13 protein-coding genes, 2 tRNA genes and 2 pseudogenes are annotated in these 18,695 nt (G+C 65.2%); 9 read left to right on the plus strand and 8 right to left on the minus strand.

Annotated elements, in window-relative coordinates:
* The first annotated feature begins 32 nt into the window (after window positions 1-32).
* The 7 genes from clpP (at window position 33) to G4G28_RS11935 (ending at window position 7,862) form a co-directional block, all read left to right on the plus strand.
* A complete protein-coding gene (gene clpP / locus G4G28_RS11905; RefSeq protein WP_182988417.1) occupies window positions 33-650 on the plus strand; it encodes an ATP-dependent Clp endopeptidase proteolytic subunit ClpP in 618 nt (205 codons plus the stop codon).
* A gap of 179 nt (window positions 651-829) precedes the next feature.
* Complete coding sequence (gene clpX / locus G4G28_RS11910) at window positions 830-2,098, plus strand: ATP-dependent Clp protease ATP-binding subunit ClpX (protein ID WP_182988418.1); 1,269 nt, start codon at window positions 830-832, stop codon at window positions 2,096-2,098.
* A gap of 269 nt (window positions 2,099-2,367) precedes the next feature.
* Complete coding sequence (gene lon, locus G4G28_RS11915) at window positions 2,368-4,773, plus strand: endopeptidase La (protein ID WP_182988419.1); 2,406 nt, start codon at window positions 2,368-2,370, stop codon at window positions 4,771-4,773.
* A 421-nt stretch (window positions 4,774-5,194) separates the two neighbouring features.
* Complete coding sequence (locus tag G4G28_RS11920; protein ID WP_182988420.1) at window positions 5,195-5,467, plus strand: HU family DNA-binding protein; 273 nt, start codon at window positions 5,195-5,197, stop codon at window positions 5,465-5,467.
* A gap of 78 nt (window positions 5,468-5,545) precedes the next feature.
* A tRNA-Asp gene (locus G4G28_RS11925) sits at window positions 5,546-5,622 on the plus strand.
* A gap of 69 nt (window positions 5,623-5,691) precedes the next feature.
* Window positions 5,692-5,768: transfer RNA gene (locus G4G28_RS11930), tRNA-Asp, on the plus strand.
* Between the two features lie 201 nt (window positions 5,769-5,969).
* Window positions 5,970-7,862 carry a SurA N-terminal domain-containing protein gene (locus G4G28_RS11935; protein WP_308602328.1) on the plus strand — a complete coding sequence of 631 codons (1,893 nt, stop codon included), beginning with the start codon at window positions 5,970-5,972 and terminating at the stop codon, window positions 7,860-7,862.
* A 334-nt stretch (window positions 7,863-8,196) separates the two neighbouring features.
* On the opposite strand, the gene mnmH is transcribed toward G4G28_RS11935, so the two are convergent.
* Together mnmH and G4G28_RS11945 are read right to left on the minus strand one after the other, a co-directional pair.
* Window positions 8,197-9,252 (minus strand): tRNA 2-selenouridine(34) synthase MnmH, encoded by a 1,056-nt coding sequence (gene mnmH, locus G4G28_RS11940; protein ID WP_183108402.1) that lies wholly within the window; start codon window positions 9,250-9,252, stop codon window positions 8,197-8,199.
* On the minus strand, window positions 9,249-9,875 hold the full coding sequence (locus tag G4G28_RS11945; RefSeq protein ID WP_182988423.1) for an arylesterase: 627 nt from the start codon (window positions 9,873-9,875) through the stop codon (window positions 9,249-9,251). The genes mnmH and G4G28_RS11945 overlap by 4 nt, the downstream gene beginning before the upstream one ends.
* Between G4G28_RS11945 and G4G28_RS11950 the strand changes: the two genes are divergently transcribed.
* Entirely contained in the window at window positions 9,874-10,590 is a 717-nt protein-coding gene (locus G4G28_RS11950) for an ABC transporter ATP-binding protein (RefSeq protein WP_183108403.1), read from the plus strand. The two genes, G4G28_RS11945 and G4G28_RS11950, sit on opposite strands and share 2 nt — an antisense overlap.
* Window positions 10,591-10,712: 122 nt before the next feature.
* On the opposite strand, the gene G4G28_RS28270 is transcribed toward G4G28_RS11950, so the two are convergent.
* Together G4G28_RS28270 and G4G28_RS28275 are read right to left on the minus strand one after the other, a co-directional pair.
* On the minus strand, window positions 10,713-11,474 hold the full coding sequence (locus G4G28_RS28270; protein WP_308602331.1) for an NAD(P)H-hydrate dehydratase: 762 nt from the start codon (window positions 11,472-11,474) through the stop codon (window positions 10,713-10,715).
* A 190-nt stretch (window positions 11,475-11,664) separates the two neighbouring features.
* Window positions 11,665-12,231, minus strand: a pseudogene (locus G4G28_RS28275) (NAD(P)H-hydrate epimerase); the annotation flags it as partial.
* Between the two features lie 160 nt (window positions 12,232-12,391).
* On the opposite strand from G4G28_RS28275, the pseudogene G4G28_RS11960 reads away from it, so the two are divergent.
* A pseudogene (locus tag G4G28_RS11960) lies at window positions 12,392-15,995 on the plus strand (hydantoinase B/oxoprolinase family protein).
* Between the two features lie 85 nt (window positions 15,996-16,080).
* Here G4G28_RS11960 and G4G28_RS11965 read toward each other — a convergent pair.
* From G4G28_RS11965 to G4G28_RS11980, 4 genes are all read right to left on the minus strand, one after another.
* The gene (locus G4G28_RS11965) at window positions 16,081-16,959 is read right to left on the minus strand and encodes a glycoside hydrolase family 9 protein (RefSeq protein WP_183108404.1); all 879 of its coding nucleotides are present in this window, start codon (window positions 16,957-16,959) and stop codon (window positions 16,081-16,083) included.
* A 103-nt stretch (window positions 16,960-17,062) separates the two neighbouring features.
* A complete protein-coding gene (locus G4G28_RS11970) occupies window positions 17,063-17,302 on the minus strand; it encodes a hypothetical protein (protein ID WP_183108405.1) in 240 nt (79 codons plus the stop codon).
* Between the two features lie 163 nt (window positions 17,303-17,465).
* On the minus strand, window positions 17,466-18,167 hold the full coding sequence (locus G4G28_RS11975; protein ID WP_183108406.1) for a hypothetical protein: 702 nt from the start codon (window positions 18,165-18,167) through the stop codon (window positions 17,466-17,468).
* The gene (locus tag G4G28_RS11980) at window positions 18,140-18,313 is read right to left on the minus strand and encodes a hypothetical protein (protein WP_183108407.1); all 174 of its coding nucleotides are present in this window, start codon (window positions 18,311-18,313) and stop codon (window positions 18,140-18,142) included. Before G4G28_RS11980 ends, G4G28_RS11975 begins: the two co-directional genes overlap by 28 nt.
* Window positions 18,314-18,695 lie beyond the last annotated feature (382 nt).

Here is an 18,695-nt window from a genome sequence, read left to right on the forward strand (position 1 = left end):
ACCAGGCACCACTTACAAGGAACGAGACAGGTATGAACCGTAATCCGGCATTGGACACCCAAGCACTCGGCCTCGTGCCGATGGTAGTTGAGCAAAGCGGGCGCGGCGAGCGCGCGTACGACATCTACTCGCGCCTGCTGAAGGAACGCGTGATTTTCCTCGTCGGTCCTGTCAACGACCAGATGGCGAACCTGATCGTGGCCCAGATGCTCTTCCTGGAAAGCGAGAATCCGGACAAGGATATTTCGCTGTACATCAACTCGCCGGGCGGTTCGGTGTCTGCGGGTCTGGCGATCTTCGACACGATGAACTTCATCAAGCCGGACGTCTCGACCCTGTGCACGGGCCTGGCCGCGTCGATGGGCGCCTTCCTGCTGGCCGCTGGCGCCAAGGGCAAGCGTTTCTCGCTGCCGAACTCGCGCGTCATGATCCACCAGCCTTCGGGCGGCTCGCAGGGCATGGCGTCCGACATCGAGATCCAGGCCAAGGAAATCCTGTACCTGCGCGAGCGCCTTGCGCGCATCATGGCCGACAACACCGGCCAGACGATCGAACAGATCCACAAGGATACCGACCGCGACCGCTTCATGTCGGCCGAGGAATCGGTCGATTATGGCCTGATCGACAAGGTGTTGACCAACCGAGCTTGATGCAACCCACAAGGTGTTGCTGAAAAACGCCCGGGCGCCAACACGTTCGGGCGTTTGTTTTTTATTTCGGGTAGCATGGCGGTGTACGTGAGCTCTTGTTGCGTGCTCCGTGATCGCACTATATTGGGGAAGTTCGAGGCGAGCTTCCCATCCATAGCAATTCATTAGAAACCTGCCCCATGTCTGACAAAAAATCTTCCAGCGGCGAAAAGCTTCTGTACTGCTCGTTCTGCGGCAAGAGCCAGCACGAGGTCAAGAAACTGATTGCGGGACCCTCGGTCTTCATCTGCGACGAGTGCATCGACCTGTGCAACGACATCATCCGCGACGAGACCTCGAACGTGGAATCGGTGAGCGGCGCCAAGTCCGACCTGCCGACGCCGCACGAGATCGCCGAGCTGCTCGACCAGTACGTCATCGGCCAGCAGACCGCCAAGCGCATCCTGTCGGTGGCTGTCTACAACCACTACAAGCGCCTCAAGCACCTGGGCAAGAAAGACGACGTCGAGCTGGCCAAGAGCAACATCCTGCTTGTCGGCCCGACCGGCTCGGGCAAGACGCTGCTGGCGCAGACGCTGGCGCGCATGCTCAACGTGCCTTTCGTGATTGCCGACGCGACCACGCTGACCGAAGCCGGTTATGTGGGCGAAGACGTCGAGAACATCATCCAGAAGCTGCTGCAGAGCTGCAACTACGAGGTCGAGAAGGCCCAGCGCGGCATCGTCTACATCGATGAGATCGACAAGATTTCGCGCAAGTCCGACAACCCGTCGATCACCCGCGACGTGTCCGGCGAAGGCGTGCAGCAGGCGTTGCTGAAACTCATCGAAGGCACGATGGCCTCGGTGCCGCCACAAGGCGGGCGCAAGCACCCGAACCAGGATTTCGTCCAGATCGACACGACCAACATCATGTTCATCTGCGGTGGCGCTTTCGATGGCCTGGCGAAGATCGTGCAGAACCGTTCGGAAAAGGGCGGCATCGGTTTCGCAGCCAGCGTGAAAAGCAGCACCCAGCGTTCGAACAGCGAAATCATGATGGAAGCCGAGCCGGAAGACCTGATCAAGTTCGGTCTGATTCCGGAACTCGTTGGCCGTCTGCCTGTCGTTGCTACGCTGAATGAATTGACGGAAGAAGCACTGATCCAGATTCTGATCGAGCCGAAGAATGCGCTGATCAAGCAGTATTCGAAACTGCTGGAAATGGAAGGCGCGGAACTCGAAATTCGCCCAGCCGCATTGCACGCGATTGCCAAGAAAGCATTGGCACGCAAGACCGGCGCACGCGGTCTGCGTTCCATTCTGGAACACGCGCTGCTCGACGTGATGTACGAATTGCCTAATCAGCAAAACGTCGTCAAGGTCGTGATCGATGAAAATACGATCACAAATGGTGCCAAACCTTTGCTGATTTACAGCGAAACCGCAAAAGCCTCCGGAGAAAATTAAAAAATTCCGCGCGGAAACCACAAAAAGGCTTGTGCGCGGGATGCTTGGCGGTACAATTTACCTCAATAAAAGCATCCGGCTTCAACCGAAAAGCCACTCGTGACGCCGCGTCACGCAGTGGCTTTTTTATTTCAGAACGGGGCTTTTATTGGAACGACCAGATTGCATTTGCGACTTAAGTTTTTTACTCGCAGAAAATATCTTTGGCCGGTCTTGAGATTTAACCGTGTACGCCCAACATCCGTTACACGATTTTTATAAGGTATGCCATGACAACTTCGAAATTAACCGAGCAAACGACGCTGCCCCTCCTGCCGTTGCGCGACGTGGTCGTGTTTCCCCATATGGTGATACCGCTGTTCGTTGGCCGCCCGAAATCGATCAAGGCGCTTGAAGCTGCGATGGAGCAGGGCAAGAGCATTATGCTGGCCGCCCAAAAAGCTGCCGCCAAGGACGAACCTTCCGCCGCGGATATTTACGAAATCGGCTGTGTCGCGAACATCCTGCAAATGCTGAAGCTGCCCGACGGCACCGTGAAGGTGCTCGTGGAAGGCGCCCAGCGTGCCCGAATTGACAGCATCAGCGATGGTGCCACGCACTTCGTCGCCGAGCTGACCCCGCTGCATTCGGAAATCGGTGACGATTCCGAAGTCGAGGCGATGCGCCGTGCGATCGTCCAGCAGTTCGACCAATACGTCAAACTGAACAAGAAGATCCCGCCCGAGATCCTCGCTTCGCTCGCTGGCATCGACGACGCCGGCCGCCTGGCCGATACCGTTGCGGCGCACCTGCCTCTGAAGCTCGAGCAAAAACAGGTCATCCTGGAAATCTTCAACGTCGCCAAGCGCCTCGAGCACCTGCTCGGCCAGCTGGAAGGCGAACTCGACATCCTGCAAGTGGAAAAGCGCATCCGTGGCCGCGTCAAGCGCCAGATGGAGAAGTCGCAGCGCGAGTATTACCTGAACGAACAGGTCAAGGCGATCCAGAAGGAACTGGGCGAAGGCGAAGACGGTGCCGATATCGACGAGCTCGAGAAGAAGGTCATCGCCGCCAAGATGCCGAAGGAAGCCCTTGACAAGGCCACCGCCGAAATCAAGAAGCTGAAACTGATGTCGCCGATGTCGGCGGAAGCCACCGTCGTGCGCAACTACATCGACACCCTGGTGTCGCTGCCATGGAAGAAGAAGTCGAAGGTCGTCAACGACCTGTCGAACGCCGAAAAAGTGCTCGAAGCCGAGCACTATGGCCTGGACAAGATCAAGGAACGCATCCTCGAGTATCTCGCGGTGCAACAGCGCGTCGACAAGCTCAAGGCCCCGATCCTGTGCTTCGTCGGCCCTCCGGGCGTGGGTAAGACCTCGCTCGGCCAGTCCATCGCCCGCGCGACGAACCGCAAGTTCGTGCGCATGGCGCTGGGCGGCGTACGCGACGAAGCCGAGATCCGCGGCCACCGTCGTACCTACATCGGCTCGATGCCGGGCAAGGTGCTGCAGTCCCTGGCCAAGGTAGGCGTGCGCAATCCGCTGTTCCTGCTGGATGAAATCGACAAGATGGGTGCGGACTTCCGCGGCGACCCGTCGTCGGCCCTGCTCGAGGTGCTGGACCCGGAACAGAACCACACGTTCTCGGACCACTACTTGGAAGTGGACTTCGACCTGTCGGACGTGATGTTCGTGGCCACCTCGAACTCGTTCAACATCCCGCCGGCACTGCTGGACCGGATGGAAGTCATTCGCCTGTCGGGTTACACCGAAGACGAGAAGACCAACATCGCCCAGCGCTACCTGCTGCCGAAGCAGGTCAAGGCGAACGGCCTGAAGGAAGGCGAGATCAAGGTGGAAGAGTCGGCCATCCGCGACATCATCCGCTACTACACCCGCGAAGCCGGCGTTCGTTCGCTCGAGCGTGAAATCTCGAAGATCTGCCGCAAGGTCGTCAAGATGCTGCTCCTGAAGAAGAGCGAAAAGGCGGTGGTCGTCAACGGCAAGAACCTGGACAAGTTCCTGGGCGTGCGCCGCTACGACTTCGGCGTGGCCGAGAAGGATAACCAGGTCGGCCAGGTGGTCGGTCTGGCGTGGACGGAAGTCGGCGGCGACCTGCTGACGATCGAAGCCGTGAACGTGCCTGGCAAGGGCGCCATCATCCGCACCGGTACCCTGGGCGACGTGATGAAGGAGTCGATCGAAGCGGCACGCACCGTGGTTCGCAGCCGCGCCCAGCGTTTCGGCATCAAGGCGGAAGCCTTCGAGAAGAGCGATATCCACATCCACGTGCCGGAAGGCGCGACGCCGAAGGACGGTCCGTCCGCCGGTATCGGCATGACGACGGCGCTGGTCTCGGCCTTCACCGGTATCCCGGTGCGCGCCGACGTGGCGATGACGGGGGAGATCACGCTGCGCGGTGAAGTGCTGCCGATCGGCGGCCTGAAGGAGAAACTGCTGGCGGCGCATCGCGGCGGCATCAAGACGGTCTTGATCCCCGAGCAGAACGTGAAGGACCTGGCCGAGATTCCGGACAACGTCAAGAACAAGCTCGAGATCGTGCCGGTGCGCTGGATCGAGAAGGTGCTGGAAGTGGCTCTGGAACGGCAGCCGCAAGCGCTGGTCGAGGTACCGGCCGTATCCGTTGCCCCAGCGCCTTCGAGCGAAGGGCAGGGCGACGTCGTCAAGCACTAATCGACGTTGGTACCAGGAATGGAAAGGCGCCTTCGGGCGCCTTTTTTTGTCTCTCCCGTTTGGAAAACCTGGGGTCAGGTCTGACATTCGGACACAGACTCGACATTAGGGGCATGACAACGGATCACGACAGTGCGTGACGGCTCGCGTGCCGTTCGCAAGACGCTTTGATAACTGGTCGCCAGGCATCGACGAAAGCGTGCAATAGCAGAGTTCGTGTCCAAATGTCAGACCTGACCCCAGCTTTTCTTGCATGCCAATTGCCAATTATTTGGCCTGCATGGAGTACCAGAGCCGCAACGTGTAAGCAGATCGGTAACAATGTTGCTTGACAGAAGCAAATCGCCCTTGTTTAATACGCCGTTGCAGTTTTTTGCAGGAAGGCGCAGCGCCGCCGCGCCAGAACGACAAGAGGATACGAGTGAACAAGACAGAACTGATCGAAGAAATCGCGAAGTCCGCGGACATTACCAAGGCGTCGGCGACGCGCGCCCTGGACGCGATGATCGAAGCGGTGACGAACACCCTGAAGAACAATGACAGCGTGACCCTGGTCGGTTTCGGCACGTTCACTGTTGGCGAACGCGCTGCCCGTACCGGCCGCGATCCGCGCACCAAGGAACCAATCAAGATCAAGGCAGCAAAGGTTCCAAAATTTAAGGCTGGTAAAGCGTTAAAAGATGCTGTAAACTAATGCCTTCTCTGCGATGACACGCAGAGGAAACATCCTGGAAGCGTATGCCGCCAGGATGAGGTAATACCAAGTATTTGTGGAGCGGTAGTTCAGTTGGTTAGAATACCGGCCTGTCACGCCGGGGGTCGCGGGTTCGAGCCCCGTCCGCTCCGCCACCGATTTGGAAAGACATGTGTTCCCGTGCAGGGTGCTTTGTCCGCTCCGTCGAAAAATACACAGAATTTGGAGCGGTAGTTCAGTTGGTTAGAATACCGGCCTGTCACGCCGGGGGTCGCGGGTTCGAGCCCCGTCCGCTCCGCCAGATTCAAAGTGATAAGCATGTTGTCCCGGCGGAAGGTCGGCGAGTCCATCTTATCGCTTCCGGAATAGTAGTGTGTGGCGCCAGTGTGGCGCCTCAGAGAAGAGGCGAACGCGAGTTCGCCTTTTTTTTTAACTTGTGCTTTGTAGCCATTGCCAAAGTGATTGGTTGACCATGTTTGATTTCGTACGTAATAACAAGCGCGTGTTGCAGCTCCTGCTTCTGCTGCTGATCATTCCCTCGTTCGTGCTGGTCGGCGTCGAGAGCTACCAGAACCGCGGCGACAGCGCTGCCGGCGTCGCCACCGTGGAAGGCCGCAATATCACCCAGCAGGAGTGGGACGAGGCCCAGCGCGCGCAGATCGACCAGGCGCGCGCCCAGATGGGCGCGCAGTTCGACCAGAAGAAGTTCGACACCCCGCAAGCCAAGCGCGACGTACTCGAAAACCTGGTGGCCGAGCGTGCCGTCGGCGCCGAGCTGGCCCGTAGTCACCTGACCGTGACGGACCAGGCCCTGGCGAAGCGCATCATGGACTTGACCGGATTCCGCAAGCCTGACGGCAGCTTCGACACCGACCAGTACAAGGCGGCACTGGCCGCCCAGAACATGAATCCGGTCGTGTTCGAAGAGCGCATGCGCCGCGACATGGCGATCCAGCAGCTTGCCGGCTCCGTTCAGTCCACGGCCTTCGCGCCACGCTCGGTTGCCGCGCGCGTCTCGAGTATCAACGACCAGGAACGGGAAGTCCAGGAACTGATGTTCCCGATCGCGCAGTTCCTGCCGCAGGTGAAAGTCACCGACGCCATGGTCAAGGCCTTCTACGACAAGAACGCCAACCTGTTCGCCATTCCCGAGCAGGTGAAGGCCGAATACGTCGTGCTCGACGCGGCCGCCGTCGAAAGCCAGGTCGCCGTCACCGACGCCGAAGTGGCCCAGTTCTACAAGGCCAACCAGAAGCGTTTCACGACGCCTGAAGAGCGTACCGCCAGCCACATCCTGATTACCAAGGCACAGGGTGCCAAGCCCGCCGAAGAAGCCGCTGCCCGTGCACGCGCCGAAACCGTGCTGGCCGAGGTGCGCAAGAACCCGGCCGACTTCGCCGCCATCGCCGCGAAACAGTCGCAGGATCCCGAGTCGGCAGCCCAGGGCGGCAACATCGGCGTCGTGAAACCTGGCGAAGGCGTCTTCGGCAAGGCCGTCGAAGAAGCGATCTATGGCCTGAAAGAAGGCGAAGTCAGCGGCATCGTCGCTTCCGAATTCGGTTTCCACATCCTGAAGGTCACCGCCATCAAGCCGGCCGCGCAGAAGCCCCTCGAGGCGGCACGCGAAGAAATCGCCGGCGAACTCAAGAAAGCCAGGCTGTCGAAGAAATATGGCGAACTGGCCGAGCAGTTGAACGACATCGTCTACGAGCAGTCCGATAGCCTCAAGCCGGCGGCGGACAAGCTGGGCCTGAAGATCCAGACCGTCGAGAACCTGACCCGCAAGCCGAATCCGGCCCTGGGCGAGGCGCCGTACAACAACGAGAAGTTCCTGAACGCGCTGTACTCGGCCGATTCGATCAAGAACAAGCGCAATACCGAAGCCGTCGAAGTGGCGCCGGCTGTGCTGATCGCCGGCCGCGTGGCCGAATTCAAGCCGGCGACGAAGCGTCCGCTCGCCGAAGTCGAGCCTGCAATCCGCCAGCGCGTGACCATGGAAGAAGCGCTGCGCCTGGCCCGCCAGGCAGGCGAAGCGAAAATGGCTGCCGCCAAGGCGTCCGGCGACGCAGCCGGCTTCGGCGAGGTCAAGGTCGTGTCGCGCACCAAGGAGCCGACGATCAACCCGGCAGGCGCCATGGCCGTCTTCAAGGCCGACGTGACGAAGCTGCCGGCCTATGTCGGTGTCGACGTGCCGGGTAGCGGCTACGCCGTCTACCGCATCGGCAAGGTGTCGCAGCCGGCCCAGCCAGACCAGGCCCGCCGCGCCCAGGAAGCCGAGCAGATCGGCCGCCTGATCGGCGAAGCCGAGCTGTACAACTTCGTGGAAGCGATCAAGGCCAAGTCCAAGGCGAAGATCAATGTCGCTGCCGGCCAGGAAGCGGCGAAGACCGAGTAAGCCCAGGCCCGCTCGAAGAAAAACCCGGTTGCGCGAGCTGCCGGGTTTTTTTACGTTCTACAGCGCCATGATGGACAGCGACCTGCCGCAGGGTGGACGGCGAAACCGCCATCAGCTGCGTAGAGCAGACGCTTGCGCCGTCCACGCGTTCAATCGGGCCCGATGGGCTGCGCGGCGCGCGACGGGGATTGCCGGAGAGGGAGAGCAGGGAGGAAGGCCGCTATTGCGGCCCGGCTTGCCTACGCGGCATCCTTGACGCCGATGGTTTCAATCAGGACCGGTTATCCAGGGCGAGCGCGCAGGGACGGCGCCGGCGGCCTGCGCCGACGCCGTTTTAACCGGCGTGCAGCGTTCTTGCAGCCGCAAGAAAATCCGCGGGCGCGATGTCCGCCAGCGCGAGCACCTGCGCGCGCCCAACCTGCACGAAATTGCGGTCGATCGAGCGCAGGTAGGCCGGATCGTAGTGCTCCACCAGCAGCTGGTCCACCAGTTCCGGCATGGCGCCGCTGTTGGCGAGCGCATGCCAGGCGTCGATGCGGGCGCGACCATGCAGCTGCACCAGGTGATCGAGCTGGCCATTGAGCGCCCGGGCGTCGCCCGCGAAGTGGCTGTAGTCTTCCATCAGCAGCCGCACGCGGTTCGGGCGTGACAGCTGCAGGGCGATGCAGGGAGAGGCGCGCATGCGTTCCATCACGGCGTCGGGCACGCGCAGGTTGCCGACCTTCTTGCTCTCGGACTCCACGAACACGGGCTTTGCCGGATCGAAGTGGCGCAGCTTGTCCCAGATGCGCGTTTCGAACATCTTCTGGCCAGGTTGCGGCTCGTTCGGCAGGTGTCCCAGCACCGAGCCGCGGTGGGCCGCCAGCCGCTCGAGGTCGAGCACCTGGGCGCCGATGCCGTCCAGGGTCTCGAGCAGCCGGCTCTTGCCGCTGCCGGTGGTACCGCAGATGACGCGGTAATGCAGCGCCGGCGGGTTCTCCAGGGCGCCGCTGACGTGGGCCCGGTAGGCCTTGTAGCCGCCATCGAGCTGCACCACCGGCCAGCCGATTTTCGCGAGGATATGCGCCAGCGAGCCGCTGCGGTTGCCCCCGCGCCAGCAATACACCAGTGGCTTCCAGTCGCGCGGCTTGTCGGCGAACTCGGTCTCGAGGTGGCGCGCGATGTTGCGTGCCACCAGTGCCGCGCCGAGCTTTTTCGCCTCGAAGGATCCAACCTGCTTGTAGAGGGTGCCGACGCGAATGCGCTCCTCGTTGTCGAGGACCGGGCAATTGATCGCGCCGGGCAGGTGGTCGAGGGCGAACTCGCCTTCGCTGCGGGCATCGATGATGGTATCGAACGTGCCCAGGTCGGGCAGGATGTCGGCGAAGCTCAGTACGGCAGGGTATTTCATCGTGATTTGATCAGGTTCGAGAAGGTCGGCCAGATGTTATTGAGGATAATCGGGTGCGCCTGCGCGGTCGGGTGCAGGCGGTCGGCCTGGAACAGCGCCGGCTTGTCGGCCACGCCTTCGAGCATGAAGGGCACCAGCGGCGCCTTGTATTCGGTGGCCAGCACCTTGTACATGCCGAAGAAGCGTTCGGTGTATGCGCGGCCATAGTTCGGCGGCATGCGCATGCCAACCAACATGACTTTCGCCTCCTTCTTCTGCGACAGATTGATCATCTGGCGCAGGTTGTTTTCTGCCGCCGCCACGGCCAGGCCGCGCAGGCCATCGTTCGCCCCGAGTTCGATGACGACGATCTGTGGCTTGTGCTGATCGAGCAGGGCCGGCAGGCGTGCGCGTCCGCCGCTGGTGGTTTCGCCGCTGATGCTGGCGTTGACGATGCGCGCGTCGATCTTCTCGCGCTGCAGCTTCTGTTCGAGCAGGGCGACCCAGCCCGCGCCCCGTGCAAGGCCATATTCGGCCGAGAGGCTATCGCCCAACACCAATACGGTTTTTGGTGCAGAATAAGCGCTCGCCGACGCGGCCAACATGAGCGCACCGACAGACAATTTCTTGAAAATGGCAAGCATGCGTGATAATCCCGAGGGCTATAAAAATACGACCACCGCCGCGGCGGGCCAACCGGCCGCGATCGAGGTGGCGGGGCTGTCGAAGCGGGTGGCGGACGCCAGCGGCGAACTCACCATCCTGCACAGTGTCGATTTTACCGTGCAACCGGCCGAGACGCTTGCCATCGTGGGCGCGTCCGGTTCCGGCAAGTCGACGCTGCTCGGTTTGCTGGCCGGGCTCGACACGCCCAGCAGCGGCCGTGTGCTGCTCGATGGCACCGACATCTTCGCGCTCGACGAAGACGGTCGCGCCGCCTTCCGCATGGCCAAGCTCGGCTTCGTGTTCCAGTCCTTCCAGCTGCTGCCGCACCTGACCGCGGTTGAGAACGTGATGCTGCCGCTTGAACTGCGTGGCGACGGCGAGGCGCGCGCCAAGGCCGAAGCGATGCTCGGCCGGGTGGGGCTTGCCAGCCGCCTGCGCCACTATCCGAAATACCTGTCCGGCGGCGAGCAGCAGCGCGTGGCCCTGGCGCGTGCTTTTGTTACCGAGCCACCCTTGCTGTTTGCGGACGAGCCGACGGGCAGCCTGGATGCCACCACCGGCGAAGCGGTCATCGGGCTGATGTTCGAGCTCAATCGCGAGCGTGGGTCGACCCTTGTGCTGGTGACGCACGATCCGGCGATGGCGGCACGCTGCGGGCGGACGATTACGATTGCGGCGGGGCGCCTCGTCTGAAGATGGTGGTGCCGGGTTGTTCCACCCGGCGTCGTGACAGGGCGCCGTAGCGCGGGCCGTATTGAACGCGTGAGCGGCGCGTACGGTGCGTAGATGCGGACGGCCGGGTGGAGCCGCGCACCCTACGCCACCGGCAAGCGGCCTGCCACGAGGTCGTTCAGGGTCTGCCTGACGGCGGCGGGCAATTCGCCGGCCGTCATCCCGATCGGGCCGACGCCGGCGTCCACCAGGCGGTCAGCCGCCGCGCCATGCATCCAGACCGCACCCATTGCCGCCTCCCAGGCGGGCCACCCCTGCGCCAGCAGGGCGCCGCAGACGCCTGCCAGTACGTCGCCGCTGCCGCCGGTCGCCAGGCCGGGGTTGCCGGTCGGGTTGATCACGACTTCGCCATCCGGCCGCGCCAGCACCGTTCCCGCACCCTTGAGCACGACGACGGCCTGCATGCGCCGCGCCAGGTCGCGCGCCGCGGCCAGGCGGTCGGCCTGCACCTCGGCGGCGCTGCTGCCGAGCAGGCGCGCCGCTTCCAGCGGATGGGGCGTGAGGATGGTCTCGGCGCGGCGGCGCGACACGCGCGTTCCCAGCTCGGCGCTGGCGGCGATCAGGTTCAGGCCATCGGCGTCGACGACGATCGGCTGCGCGGCATCGATGCCGTGGCCCAGCACGCGCATCGCTTCGTTCGAATCTCCCATGCCCGGCCCGAGTACCAGCACGCGGCCGCCGATGTCGAAGGAGCCCGAGGGACGGAACATCAGTTCGGGCTGGCTGCTGTCCCAGAGCGGCATTGGCACCGGGTCTGCAGCATCGATCGTCACCGCGAACACGCGGCCGGCGCCGCCGTACAGCGCGCCGCGCGCGCGCCAGCACCGCCGCGCCGACCATGCCATGCGCGCCGCCAAGCACGGCGACGTCGCCATACTCGCCCTTGTGCGCGTTGCTCCGGCGCGGCACCAGCTGCGCTGCAAAGAGGCCAGGGCTGGCCAGGCGCGCGCGCGGCAGCTCGAACGCTTCCGGGTCCGTCCCCAGTGCATCGACCACGACCGCGCCCGCGTGCTCGCGTCCTTCAGCCGTGTGCAGGCCAGGCTTGTCGGCGATGAAGGTGATGGTGTGGGTCGCGCGCACGGCCACGCCTGCGGGGCCGACCACGGCGCCGGTATCGGCATCGAGCCCGCTCGGCACGTCCAGCGCCAGCACCGGGCAGCGCAGGAAGGCGACCGCGAGCACCAGCTCGCGGTAGCGGCCTTCCAGCGGACGCGCCAGGCCGATGCCGAACAGGCCGTCGACCACCAGCGCCCAGTCGCGCACGTCGGGCGCCACGTCGGCGAAGTTGGAATTGCTGGCGCGGGCGCGCGTCAAGGCCTGCGCCGCTTCGGGAGTCGGCGTGCCGCTGCCGGCCAGGTGCAGCACCACGACGTCGACCCCGGCTTCGCTCAGGTTGGCCGCCAGCTCGAGGGCGTCGCCGCCGTTGTTGCCGGGACCGGCCAGCACCAGCACCGGTTTGCTCTTCACGTCCCCGAAGCGTTCCAGCACGAGGCTTGCTGCGGCGCGCCCGGCCTGGCGCATCAGGCTCCCCTGTTCGACCTGGGGCGCGAGGCCCGCTTCGATTGCGCGCACCTGGGCCACGCTGTATAGACTACTTCCCATCCTCACTCCGATTCACATGGCTAGGCATGCATTCTCGCCAATTTTGGGCCTCAGCGTGAATACAATTGGCAAAAACTTCAGGCCCGGGCAACGAATGCGGAAGCGGACGCATACAATAAGCGCACGCAATTTCTACTTTCCACCAGCACGAGGATACACAATGGATTGGCAGTTCTGGATCGACCGCGGCGGCACCTTTACCGACATCGTGGGCCGGCGCCCCGACGGGCAGCTCGTGACGCACAAGTTGCTGTCGGAAAATCCGGAACAGTACCGCGACGCGGCCGTCGCCGGCATCCGCCACCTGCTGGGGGTGTCCGAGCAAGAGCCCGTGCCTGTGGCCCGCATCGAGGCCGTCAAGATGGGGACCACCGTGGCGACGAATGCGCTCCTCGAGCGCAAGGGCGAGCGCACGGCGCTGGCGATCACGCGCGGCTTTCGCGACGCGCTGCGCATCGCCTACCAGAACCGCCCGCGCCTGTTCGACCGCCACATCGTGCTGCCCGAATTGCTTTACGGCGAGGTAGTGGAAGTCGACGAGCGCGTCGGCGCCCATGGCGAGGTCGTGCAGGCACTCGATGCCGCCGCCGCGCGCCCGCGCTGCAGGCGGTGTACGACGGCGGCACGCGCAGCCTGGCCATCGTGCTGATGCACGGCTACCGCTACACCGCCCACGAAAGGGCGCTGGCGCAGATCGCGCGCACGATCGGCTTTACGCAGGTCTCGACTTCGCACGAGGCGAGTCCCCTGATGAAGCTGGTCGCCCGCGGCGACACCACCGTGGTGGACGCCTACCTGTCGCCCATCCTGCGCCGCTACGTCGACCAGGTGGCGCTTGAACTGCCCGGGGTGCGCCTGCAGTTCATGCAGTCGAACGGCGGCCTGACCGACGCGCGCCTTCCAGGGCAAGGACAGCATCCTGTCCGGCCCCGCCGGCGGTATCGTCGGCATGGTGCGCACGGCGCGCCTGGCGGGCTTCGAGCGCGTGATCGGCTTCGACATGGGCGGTACCTCGACCGACGTCTCGCATTTTGCGGGTGCGCATTTGTCAGACTATGAACGGGTGTTCGAGACCCAGGTGGCGGGCGTGCGCATGCGCGCGCCGATGATGAGCATCCACACGGTAGCGGCCGGCGGCGGCTCGATCCTCCACTTCGACGGCAGCCGTTATCGGGTCGGCCCCGACAGCGCCGGCGCCAACCCGGGGCCGGCCTGCTACCGCCGCGGCGGCCCGCTGACCGTCACCGACTGCAATGTCATGTTGGGCAAGATCCAGCCGCGGCACTTCCCGCACCTGTTCGGACCGAACGGGGACGAACCCCTTGATGTCGCCGTGGTGCGCGAGCGTTTCGCCGCCCTGGCGCGCGAAATCGAAGCGGCCACCGGCGACGTACGCTCGCCCGAGCAGGTGGCCGAGGGCTACATCCAGATCGCCGTCGGCAACATGGCCAACGCCATCAAGCAGATTTCGGTCCAGCGCGGCCACGACGTCACCGACTATGCGCTCACCAGCTTCGGCGGCGCCGGCGGCCAGCATGCCTGCCTGGTGGCCGACGCCCTCGGCATGAAGACCGTGTTCGTCCACAGCCTGGCCGGCGTGCTGTCGGCCTACGGCATGGGCTGGCCGACCAGGGCGCGATGCGCGAACAGGCGGTGGAGGAGACGCTGGGCGAGGACACCGTCGCGTCGCTGGCACGCCGCCTCGATGCGCTTGCCGCGGGCGCGCGAGGAACTCCTCCAGCAGGGGTGGACGCCGCCCGCATCGAGGTCCTGAGGCGCGCGCACCTGCGCTACCGGGCACCGACTCGGCGCTCATCGTGGACTTCGGCAGCGCGGCTGCGATGGCGGCGCAATTCGAAGAGGCTTACCGGCGCCGCTTCTCTTTCCTGATGCCGGGACGGGCATTGATCGTGGAGGCGGTATCGGTGGAAGCCACGGGCCGCTCGGATGCGCCACCGGAGGGCGTCGCCCCGGCGTCCCGACGCAGCGCCGCGCCGCAGGCAGCCGAGCGGGTGCCGATGTTCGGCGCCGGCGCCTGGCAGGGCACCGCCATCTACCGCCGTGCCGACCTGCGGCCGGGCGATTGTGTCAAGGGACCGGCCATCGTCGCCGAGAAGAACGCCACCACCGTGGTGGAGGCGGGTTGGCAGGCGCAAGTCACGCCCTACGACCACCTCGTGCTCACGCGCGTGGAAGCGCTGCCGGCAAGGCAGGCCATGGGCACTACGGCCGATCCGGTCATGCTGGAGATCTTCAACAACCTGTTCATGTCGATTGCCGAGCAGATGGGCCTGCGCCTGCAGAACACGGCCTACTCGGTCAACATCAAGGAGCGCCTGGACTTCAGCTGCGCGATCTTCGATGCGGCCGGCAGCCTGGTCGCGAATGCCCCGCACATGCCGGTGCACCTGGGCTCGATGGGCGAGAGCATCAAATCCGTGATGCGGGCGAATGCCGGCCGTATGCGCGCCGGCGACGTCTATGTGCTCAACGACCCCTACAACGGCGGCACCCACCTGCCCGACGTGACGGTAATCTCGCCCGTGTTCGACGAGGCCGGACAGGAAATCCTGTTCTACGTCGGCTCGCGCGGCCACCACGCCGATATCGGCGGCACCACCCCCGGTTCGATGCCGCCCGATTCCACCCACATCGAGGAAGAGGGCGTTTTGCTGGACAACGTCAAGCTGGTCGATGGTGTCGACGGCGTGCTGAAGGAAGACGAGATGCGCGCGCTGTTGACGGGCGCGCGCTACCCGGCGCGCAACCCGGACCAGAACCTGGCGGACCTGCGCGCCCAGGCGGCGGCCAACCAGAAGGGCGTCGAAGAGCTGCGGCGCATGGTCGCGCATTTCGGCCTGGACGTGGTGCGCGCCTACATGGGCCACGTGCAGGACAATGCCGAGGAGGCGGTGCGGCGCGTGATCACGGCACTGCAGGACGGCGCCTATACGGTGGAACTCGACAACGGCGCGCGCATTGTGGTCGCCATCACGGTAGACCGGGAAGCGCGCAGCGCCCGCATCGATTTCACGGGCACGTCAAGCCAGCTGCCGAACAACTTCAACGCGCCCTCGAGCGTGTGCATGGCGGCGGTCCTGTACGTGTTCCGCACGCTCGTCGACGACGAGATCCCGCTCAACGCCGGCTGCCTGAAACCCCTGGAAGTGATCATCCCGCCCGGCTCGATGCTCAACCCCCATTATCCGGCCTCGGTGGTGTCGGGCAACGTGGAGACCTCGACCTGCATCACCAACGCCCTGTACGGCGCGCTCGGCGTGCTGGCCGCGTCCCAGGGCACGATGAACAACTTCACCTTCGGGAACGCGCGCTATCAGTACTACGAGACCATCTCCGGCGGCAGCGGTGCGGGACCAGGCTTTCACGGCACCGACGTCGTGCAGACCAACATGACCAATTCGCGCCTGACCGACCCGGAAATCCTCGAGTTCCGCTTCCCCGTGCGCCTGGAGAGCTACGCGATTCGCGAAGGCTCGGGCGGCGCCGGGCGCTGGCATGGGGGCAATGGCGGCGTGCGCGCATTGCGCTTCCTGGAACCGATGACGGCGGCCATCCTGTCGAACAACCGCATTCACGCGCCCTTCGGCATGGCCGGCGGCGCGCCGGGTGCGCGTGGCGTGAACAGGGTCGAGCGCGCGGATGGCCGGGTCGAGCAGGTGGGTCACATTGGCAAGGTCGAGATGGCGGCGGGCGATGTGTTCGTCATCGAGACGCCGGGCGGGGGAGGATACGGAGAGCCCTGAGGGCGCCGCAGGGGGAGCCCGCCCCTGCCCCAACGGGGATGGGCGCCCCGTGCCCGCGCCGTGCCGGCGTCGCCGCCAACGCCGTTCAGCGCTTCGCCGCCGCGCAGCTCATCTGCGTCACCTTGTCGACGCAGGCGCCGTACTGGTTGATCCCGCTGAAACCATACACCGTCACCCCGGGCGCGGCGGGCGGGGCGGCGAACGCAGCCTTGCCCTCGGCCACGCGCTGCTGCGCCCCGGTATCGACCCGCTGCACGCACACGAGCTTCGCCGGCAGCCTGGCCAGGAGGATGCTGCCATTGCTGCCGACCGTGCATTGTGCGGACGCGGGCGGCGCACTGCAGCTGTCGGCGACGGTCTGCCAGCTGCCCACGATCCAGCCGCTGCCGACGCAGCTGGCACGCCGTTCCCGGGCGATGCCGCCGGCCTGTCCCGCCGGGCAGGCCAGCTGGCGCGTCTGCGCCGCCGGCGCGCTGCCCGTGCATTCGCCCGGCAGCAGGCGGGCATTCGGGTCCTTGCCGGCGTCGTACAGGAAGCCGTGCATCGCCACGTTCCAGACCATCGTTTCCCAGGTGCTGAACTCGTTGCCGTTGATGAGGGACCAGCCATCGGCCCAGCGTCGCAGCCCGGGCAGCGATTCCCAGCGCGGATAGACCTTGTTGCTCACCGCCGTCTGGTAGGCGGCGCCGCTGCGCCCTTCGGTCGGGCCGAACACGACGATGCCCGGCACGTTGCCGATCGGTTTGCCCACATGCTCGGACGAGACGCCATCGGACAGGCCGGCCTTCGTGAAATAAGAGTCGAGGTGGGTCGGGCTTTGCACGACGTCGGCGCCCAGGCCGGTGACAAAGGAGCGGCCCAGGGGATTGAGGCCCAGCGCGAAGTCGGCGTACTGGCTGACCGCGTCGAGGTAAGCCTGGCGCTTCGCCGCGTCGTTCGTCAACAGCGAGGCGAACGCATACACGTCGGCATACTTGCCCTGCGTCGTCGCCGCGCCCCAGGCGATGAAGCGGGTCGCGCCCTGCGGATAGGCCTGGGTCTCCGGTGCCGGCCCCGCGTAGCTGCCGCTATCGGCGAAGTGGAGGACGCGCCCCTGAGCGCTGCCGCCAGGGACGCGTCGACCGGCCTGCCTGCTGCAGGAGGTAGCTGCTGAAGTGCGCGGTCTGCGCGCTGGCCGAGCTGTTGCCGGGCAGGTACTGCTCGGGCCATGCCCCGGTGCCGGCGACGATGGCTTGCGCTGAGGCCTTGAACAGCGTGTGGTAGCCGGTCTCTCCCGTGGCCAGGTAGAGCTGCAGCGCCGGGTACATGAAGCGCGTGCGCGCCGCCTTGACGTCGGCCGTCCTTGCCAGGTAAGTCCAGGCGCGCGGGCGCGCCAGCCAGGCAGGGCATCGGCACGCGCGGGGTCATACGGGCGCAGCATGCGTGAGGCGTGCGCGAAGATCCCCGCCGACAGTGCCGTCACTTCCTCGGTCACGGCCCGGTGCCGTAGCGGCCCGGGTCGTTCGCGGCGCTGTGCAGGCCATAGGCCGGATGCCCGTTGGTCTCGGTGCCGGCGCGTACGCCGCCGTATTGCGGATCGCGCGGGTCCGACACCTGCAGGTTTTCCCAGCCCAGCACGGCCCACAGGGCTTCGTCGAGGAAGTCGGGGATGCCGTTGCCCGATTCCGGGATGTTGTACTGGCGGTCGATGAAGTGGCCAGGCACCGCTTCGAAATACGACAGCATCAGGATGGGGATGATGGTGTGCATTGGCCGCCGGTCGAAGTCGCCGGCGTCGTGGTGTCCGCCCTTTATCGGCGCCATCGCCATCGCCGGCGGCACCGAAATCGACGGCGTCGCCACCCACGGCGTGCGGGTATCGGCCACCTGCGCATGGCAGAGCGCGCGCGTGAACCGGGTGTAGGGCGCGGTCAGCGCCATACCGCAGCGCTGGTGGTACATCCCGCGCGCCATCACATAGGCGATCTTGCGGCTGGCCTCGTCGCCGACGGCGAAGGGGCGCGAACGTCCGCAGCCCGGCACCGCGACGAAATAGGGGCCGCCCTCCGGCACGGCGTCCAGGCGCAGGCGATACACGTGCTCGCCCGAGCTGGCCGGCGTCACGGCGGTGTCGTCCTTCATGTAGACGCCCTGCGCGCCGAGGATCACCCGTCCGCTGCCCTCGTCGACCACCTCGTAGCCGGGTGCGCTCGGCAGGCGCAGCCACCGGCGTCGCCCAGCCAGGCGCCGAAGTTGGCGAAGCGCGAAGTGGCCAGCCGGCTGTAGCCGACCTGGTTGACCTTGATCGATTCGCAGAAGGTGCTGCGCTTGCCGAACACGAAGCCGGTGCTGCCGTAGGGCGTGAGGATGCTGGCCTGCTGGCCTTCCGGAGGGCCTTGGCGATCCGCAGGTAGACCTTGTGGCGCACCGTCACCGGATACAGGTTCGGGCTGGACTTGGCGAGCGCCGCCGCCTCGTCGTGGGGCGCGGAGCCGTGGCTGATGGCGAGCGGCGCCTCGGCGTTCACGCGCCAGTGCGCCGGCGCCAGGTCCAGGCTGTCGGGCCCGGTCGCGGCGCCGCCGGCCTCGTTGGCGGGACCGGTCTGCAGTTCGACCACGAGCACGCCGGGGGCGGCCATGTGCGCGCCGACGATGGCGGGGGCGGCCTGTACGGCTGCGGCGAACAGGAACGCCACGCCCGCTGCGGCGAGGCGCCTGGCGG

It is taken from the genome of Massilia sp. Dwa41.01b (genome assembly GCF_014171775.1).
Lineage (GTDB): Bacteria > Pseudomonadota > Gammaproteobacteria > Burkholderiales > Burkholderiaceae_D > Telluria.